The organism is Mucilaginibacter sp., assembly GCF_036383575.1.
Taxonomy (GTDB): domain Bacteria; phylum Bacteroidota; class Bacteroidia; order Sphingobacteriales; family Sphingobacteriaceae; genus Mucilaginibacter.
In genome coordinates, this window is record NZ_DASVOB010000748.1 from 1 (window position 1) to 7,630 (window position 7,630).

Consider the following 7,630-nt stretch of genomic DNA (forward strand, 5'->3'; position numbering starts at 1 on the left):
TTGGGATCAATGGCGCTCAACCAAACGGATTATCGGCGGGGCTATCTGGGAGTTTAAAGACCAGGGATTACTAAAACATGATTCCACAGGTAAGGCGTACTATGCCTATGGCGGTGATTATGGCGAACGCTATTTTGATAATTTCACCATCAAAGGCATTGTAGCATCCGACGGTCGCCCCAAACCTGCTATTTACGAATGCAAGCATGTTTTTCAGCCTGCGGTTTGTGAACTGGTTGACACTGGTAAGGCCACTATCCACATTAAAAACTGGCACAGCGTAGCTTCGCTGGTCGATTATGAGGTTACCCTGCAATTGAGGGAAGACGGCAATATCATCCTGAAAAAACAAATCCCTCGCATCAGCCTGGCTGCTGGGCATGATACCATTATCAGCATAAAACAATACCAGCCCAATTTAAAGCGTAATCATGAATACCTGGCCGATATCCATTTTACCCTTGCCGAAGATAAGCCCTGGGCCAGCAAAGGCTATGAAATAGCAAGCGATCAGTTTCAGCTAACCAAGCCCGAAACATCAGCTGCAAACGCTTATGATAAGCAATATCCCGAAGCAAAACTATCTGAAGATGGTAAGGCATACCATATCAGCGGAAATGATTTTGAGATCGGCATTAGTAAGGATAATGGCGCTTTAACCTCGTATGTGTACAAAGGTAATCAGCAGATATTTACTCCTTTATTGCCGCATTTTACCCGCCCGGTTACCGATAACGATCATCGTGGATGGAAGATGGAAAAGAAACTGGCAGCATGGTTTAAAGCGGTACCGGTGCTGAAAAAGATCTCAGGTCAGAAAGCGGTAGACGGTTCGGTAGTGGTTACAAGCGTTTATTCGATGGTTGGTGATAGTGCTTCGGTACAGGTCAATTATACTATTCACGGTAATGGATTGCTGAATGTTGCTTATGCTCTCGATGCTAAAACCGGCTTGCCAAATCTCCCTAAAATTGGTATGCAAATGGGGATTGCGCAGGCCGACAGCAATATCAGCTATTATGGCCGGGGGCCTTTTGAAAACTATATCGACAGGCGTACCGGTTCAGAAGCGGGCATCTATTCACAATCCATCAGTCAGTTTATGGAACCCTACGTTGTGCCCCAGGAAAATGGCAACCGCACGGATGTACGCTGGGTGCTGCTGCACCATAAAACAGGTGGTTTGCTGATAACTGCCGATAGCCTGCTCAGCATGAGCGCCTGGCCTTATACCGAAGAGAATATTCAAAAGGCGAAGCATACCAACAAGTTAAAGGATGCCGGTTTTATCACGCTGAATATCGACCTGGTACAGATGGGCGTAGGGGGCAATGACAGCTGGTCGGAAGTGGCGGAACCGTTAGAGCAATACCGCATTCCTGCCAAAAAGTATCAATACAGTTTTTACCTGAAACCATATGAGGGTAAGCCGGAAGGCGCTGGAAATGCGGCATACCAAATAAAATTTAACAGAAAGCCATGAGGAAATACGTTTTTATAATTTGCCTTTGCTGCCTGTTTTTACCGGGGATAGCCCAGCATCGAAAAGCATCGACCTTAAATGATGGTTTGAAGGAGGCTTTTTTGCACCCGCCCGAATCGGCAAAGCCATGGGTGTTTTGGTACTGGATGCAGGGAGCTGTAAGCCGTGAAGGAATTACCGCCGATTTGCAGGCGATGAAACAGGCCGGGATTGCCGGGGCGTATTTAATGCCTATTAAAGGGCCGGCTAACCCGCCTTTTATCACCCCGTCAATTAATCAGCTAAGTCCCGAATGGTGGGCAATGGTGAAGTTTACCATGCAGGAAGCCGACAGGATAGGTGTAAAACTCGCCATGCACGATAGTGATGGTTTTGCTCTGGCCGGTGGCCCCTGGATAACGCCTGAGCTTTCCATGCAAAAAGTGGTATGGTCGAAAACTGAAGTTGAAGGCGGCAAAACTTATCATGATACCTTGCCTGTTCCTCGGCACTATAAAAACTACTATAAAGACATCGAAATATTGGCCTATCCGTCGCTCCCGGGCGAGGGGCAGGGCAGTTACGACGAGCATCCGAAGGTAACTACCAGTCTGCCGAATACCGATGTGCAATACCTTGCCGAAAGGGGTAATACCAAAAGCTTTACCAGTAACGAGCCCTGCTGGCTGCAACTGGAATTTGAAAAGCCATTTACTTGTCGTTCACTTATTATCCATACTTCGGCAAGCAACTACCAGTCGCAACGGCTGTTGCTTGAGGTAAGCGATGATGGTAAAAGTTTTCGTTCGTTAGGCAGATTGGAGCCACCACGTCACGGCTGGCAAGATGGTGATGCGGAAATTACCAATGCCATTGAAGCAACTACGGCAAGATATTTCAGGTTTACATATAATAAAGAAGGTTCAGAGCCGGGAGCCGAAGACCTTGATTTTGCCAAGTGGAAGCCTACTTTAAAACTCTCGGGCATCGAGTTGTTAGGTGAAGCGCGTGTACATCAGTATGAAAGTAAAACTGGCGAGGTATGGCGTTTAAGCAAACAGACTACAGATGCCCAATTACCGGTGAATCTTTGTATCGATAAAAATAAGGTCATCAACCTTACAGATAAATTAAGCGCAGATGGTAAACTCAACTGGGTTGCCCCAGCCGGTAAATGGACTATCATCCGTATTGGTCATACTTCCACCGGGCATACCAACGCTACGGGCGGTGGCGGCATCGGTTTGGAATGCGATAAGTTTAACCCCGAGGCTGCCAAAATACAGTTTGAGAACTGGTTTGGCGAGGCTATAAAACAGGTTGGGCCTGAGTTGGCTAAACGGGTTTTAAAGATCTTTCACGTGGATAGCTGGGAGTGCGGGAGCCAAAACTGGTCGCCGGTATTTGCAGGGGAGTTTAAAAAACGGCGTGGGTATGATCTGTTGCCTTATCTTCCGCTGATGGCCGGTGTGCCGATGGAGAGTGCCGAAAAATCCGAAAAGGTTTTGGCCGATGTGCGTCAAACCATAGCCGAACTGCTGGTAGATAACTTCTATGGCACCATGGCTAAGCTGGCGCACGAAAAAGGCTGCACATTTACTGCCGAAAGCGTGGCCCCAACCATGATGAGCGATGGGATGCTGCATTATCAAAAAGCCGATATCCCGATGGGCGAGTTTTGGTTCAGGAGCCCCACACACGATAAGCCGAATGACATGCTCGATGCTATATCAGGTGGGCATGTCTACGGCAAAAATATTATCCAGGCCGAGGCTTTTACCGAATTAAGACTTTTGTGGGATGAACATCCTGGCATGCTCAAAACCACTGCCGACCGGAATTTTGCCCTCGGCATCAATCGTTATGTTTTTCATGTGAATGTACACAACCCCTGGCTTGATCGTAAACCCGGTATGACGCTGGATGGCATCGGCCTGTTTTTTCAGCGCGATCAAACCTGGTGGCGGCCGGGTAAAGCCTGGTTTGATTATATCAGCCGTTGCCAATCGATGCTGCAACAGGGCCACCCGGTTACTGATATTGCTGTTTTTACCGGCGAGGAAACCCCGCGCCGTGCCATTTTACCTGATAGGTTAGTGAGTACCCTGCCAGGGATTTTCGGTGCCGAACGGGTAAAGCAGGAAGCCGAACGTTTGGCCAATAAAGATGTGCCGATCATTAATTCGGTTGAAGATGCAAGTCATTCGGCCAATATGGCATTGCCTGAAAATTGGATCGATCCGCTGCGTGGTTATGCCTACGATTCTTTTAATAAAGACGCGTTGCTGCGTTTAGCCACCGTGAAAAATGGCAGGATCATTTTACCCGGAGGTGCCAGTTATGCTATGTTGATTATCCCCGGTGTGAGCCAAATGTCGCCACAGCCATGGCAGTTATCTGCAGAGGTTATTAAAAAACTTCAGCAATTGGTGAATGAGGGCGCTACAGTTTTATTGGGCGATCAGCGAATGAAGGCTGCTTTGACAGGTAAACTGCTTACAGGCCCTTACCAAAAAGATACCTTTGATGAACTGGGTATTTCCCGCGATTTGATCGCTACGGATTCGGTTAATCAACCCGCAAAAGATCTTGCATGGACACATCGCAGTGCTGATGATCTTGATCTCTATTTCATCTCCAATCAGCAGGCTTTAAACCGGACTGTTAATTTGTCGCTAAGGATATCCGGCCGTGTTCCCGAGTTTTGGGAGCCTTTAACCGGGGAAATGAAACGATTACAAAGAAGCAGTAAATCTAAGCGTACAAACCTAAGCCTTGAGCTTGCTGCAAATGGTTCGGTTTTTATCGTTTTTAGAAACAGCCATCCGGGCGCAAAGCTTGAATTGGATAAGGCAGTACATTTTAAAACAGTACAGACTTTTACAAACTGGCAGGTACAGTTTGATCCTAAATCTGGTGGGCCTGTAAAACCGGTTACGTTTGATAAACCAGATGATTGGTCGCTGAGTAATAACGATAGTGTGAAGTACTATTCCAGTACGGCGGTTTACAGTCACACATTTCAGTTTACCGGAAAAACAGGAAGGCTATATCTTGATTTGGGTAAGGTCGCCAACCTCGCCGAAGTCTATTTAAACGGTATCAATTGCGGCACGGCATGGACATTTCCTTATCGTGTAAACATCAGCAAGGCGGTTAAACCCGGCGGAAACAAGCTAATAATTAAAGTAACCAATACCTGGGCTAACCGCCTCATGGGCGATCATGTGCTTCCGGAAAATAAACGAATTACATGGACAAACGCACCTTACCGGTTGGAAGGCCGTTCGCTTTTGCCGGCTGGTTTGCTAAGCCCGGTTAGGCTGCTCACTTATATTCCCTAATAGTATGAAAATGACAATAAATATCTCATTATTCGGATTCCCTCAGGGGCTGTCTTTGAGTTTAGGTTAATCCATAAATTAATAAGTTAAATGGTCATTGCTAATTGAGTAATCAGCGCGAGTTGAACCCCTCTGGGGTTCGGATAAGGGGCGGGACGTTATTTCTACAAACCTTTACCCCCTCTGGGGGATTTTTATAATTAAACAGTTATTGATCGAGATATGCTTAAGGAAAAGTGCACCAGAGGTGCAGAAGGTTTGTAGCATGAAAATTATAGAAACATCCTTTGCCCCAGAGGGCAATGTCATTAAGTTAAGAGATTGACTGGTTGCACCAGAGGTGCAAAAGGTTTGTAGAAATTAAAGATTTGTTTGTCTTAGTGTGCCAGAGGTACACAACTCGGAGTGTTCCGTACCTCTGGCACGGTTATTTTCGGTATATGATATTACTACAAACCTGTTCCCCCTCTGGGGGATTTCCCTTAACTTAATGACATTGCCCAGAGGGGCAAAACAACACGCCATGCCGATTAAACGATAAAACTGTGGGTTAATAACTTGAACTCGCAAAGAGTCTTAAGGTCTTCGGATCTTTCCAAAACGTTAAAATGAAAACAACACATAAATATCTTATCATCACAGTACTGGTAATTGTTGGCGGCAGACTTAATGCCCAAAACAAGGCCCTGGTAAACACCAGCAAAAGCAATTACGCCAAACTCCGCAGCCTTGATATGGGCGCAGTACAATGGACAGGCGGCTTTTGGGCCGACAGGTTCAAAGTTTGCCGTGATACCATGATCCCAAACCTGTGGCGTGTTTATACCGATCCAAAGATCAGTCATGCTTACCGCAATTTTGAAATAGCCGCCGGACTGGATACCGGTTCGCACGAAGGGCCACCTTTTCACGATGGTGATTTTTATAAACTGTTTGAAGCCGTAGCCAGCATGTATGCCGCCACGCATGATCCGGCGCTTGACCGCCTAATGGATAAAACCATAGCCGTTATTGCCAAAGCGCAGCGGCCCGACGGCTATATCCACACGCCAACCATCATTGAGGAACGTAAGAACAGCGGCAAGGAAAAGGCGTTTAATGACCGCCTTAATTTTGAAACGTATAACCTCGGTCACCTCATGACCGCCGCCTGCGTGCATTACCGCGTAACAGGCAAGACAACTTTGCTGAAAGTAGCCGTCAGGGCTACCGACTATCTCTATAAGTTTTATAAAACAGCTTCGCCCGAACTGGCGCGTAATGCCATTTGCCCATCGCATTATATGGGCGTGGTAGAGATGTACCGCACTACCCGAGATCCCAAATACCTCGAACTGGCTAAAAACCTGATCGATATCCGTGGCCTGATGAAAGATGGTACGGATGACAACCAGGACAGGGTACCATTCCGTCAGCAAATCCAGGTCATGGGCCATGCGGTACGTGCCAACTACCTGTTCGCGGGCGCTGCTGATGTTTATGCCGAAACCGGTGACACTACACTTATGCATACCTTAAACCTGATGTGGAACGATGTGGTGAACCGCAAAATGTATATCACGGGTGGCTGCGGATCGTTGTATGACGGCGTTTCGCCGGATGGTACTTCTTATAATCCCAACGATGTACAGAAAATTCATCAGGCTTACGGGCGTGATTACCAGTTGCCCAGCTTCACCGCCCATAATGAAACCTGCGCTAACATTGGCAACGTTTTATGGAACTGGCGAATGCTGCAAATAACTGGTGATGCCAAATATGCCGATGTAATGGAGCTGGCATTGTATAACAGCGTGCTTTCGGGAATCAGTTTGAGTGGTCGCGATTTTTTGTATACCAATCCGTTGGCTTATTCGGATAGTTTGCCATTTAAGCAGCGTTGGTCTAAAGATAGGGTCGGGTACATTAAATTATCTAACTGCTGTCCGCCGAATGTAGTACGTACCATTGCAGAGGTAAGCGATTATGCTTACAGCACATCAGATAAAGGGTTGTGGTTTAATCTGTATGGCAGCAATACGATAACCGCTAAACTTAAAGATGGTACGCCGGTAAAAATGACTCAAACTACCAATTACCCATGGGATGGAAGGATCAGCATTAAGTTTGATGAAGTGCCGGGCAATAAAGCATTCTCCGTGTTTTTGAGGATCCCCGGCTGGTGTAAGGGAGCAAGTATCAAAATGGCCGGTCAGCCGGTGCCTCAGTTAGATACTACACCGGGAGCTTACACTCAGTTGAATGCAGTTTGGCAAAAGGGAATGACGATTGATCTTGACCTGCCTATGCCGGTTACTATGATGGAAGCTAACCCGCTGGTTGAGGAAACCCGCAACCAGGTTGCGGTAAAACGCGGCCCGGTGGTGTACTGCCTTGAATCGGCCGATCTGGCTAAAGGGCAAAAGGTTTTTAATATAGCGCTATCTGCAGCTACCCAACTCAAACCCGAAATGATCAGGATAGACAATAGCGACATCATGAGCCTTACAGGTAAAGCCGACCTGCGGGATGAAAATAATTGGAGTAACCGGCTTTATAAAGAAGTATCCGTACCGAAACAAAAAGCTGTTGACATCAGGCTCATTCCTTATTATGCATGGGGTAACCGGGGACATGTGGATATGGAGACTTGGATGCCGTTGGATAGGTGAGGTATTTTGAGGCGAAAGGCTAAAGGTGAAAGGCAAAAGGTTGGAATGAAAAAATTCCACTGCCAGCACCCGGTAGCGGACTAACAAAACATGTCATACGAGGAGCCGGGAAGGGTTGTGCGGAAGAAGCGACGCGGCAATCTCGTAGCTATGCAGAGCGGACAAGCATTGGC

At 47.0% G+C, this 7,630-nt stretch carries 3 protein-coding genes; all 3 read left to right on the top strand.

Annotated features, from left to right (window positions below; translation table 11 throughout):
- A partial coding sequence (locus VF500_RS26820) for a beta-galactosidase domain 4-containing protein (RefSeq protein WP_330862610.1) occupies positions 1–1,483 on the top strand: 1,483 nt, incomplete at its 5' end.
- On the top strand, positions 1,480–4,806 hold the full coding sequence (locus tag VF500_RS26825) for a glycosyl hydrolase (RefSeq protein WP_330862611.1): 3,327 nt from the start codon (positions 1,480–1,482) through the stop codon (positions 4,804–4,806). The genes VF500_RS26820 and VF500_RS26825, both read left to right, overlap by 4 nt.
- A gap of 608 nt (positions 4,807–5,414) precedes the next feature.
- Positions 5,415–7,457, top strand: coding sequence for an aceric acid hydrolase (locus VF500_RS26830; protein WP_330862612.1), 2,043 nt, complete (start codon positions 5,415–5,417; stop codon positions 7,455–7,457).
- Positions 7,458–7,630 lie beyond the last annotated feature (173 nt).

Bases quoted from the DNA above. Each gene is read 5' to 3' on its own strand.
- VF500_RS26825 (WP_330862611.1), top strand. From the start codon at position 1,480: ATGAGGAAATACGTTTTTATAATTTGCCTTTGCTGCCTGTTTTTACCG.
- VF500_RS26830 (WP_330862612.1), top strand. From the start codon at position 5,415: ATGAAAACAACACATAAATATCTTATCATCACAGTACTGGTAATTGTT.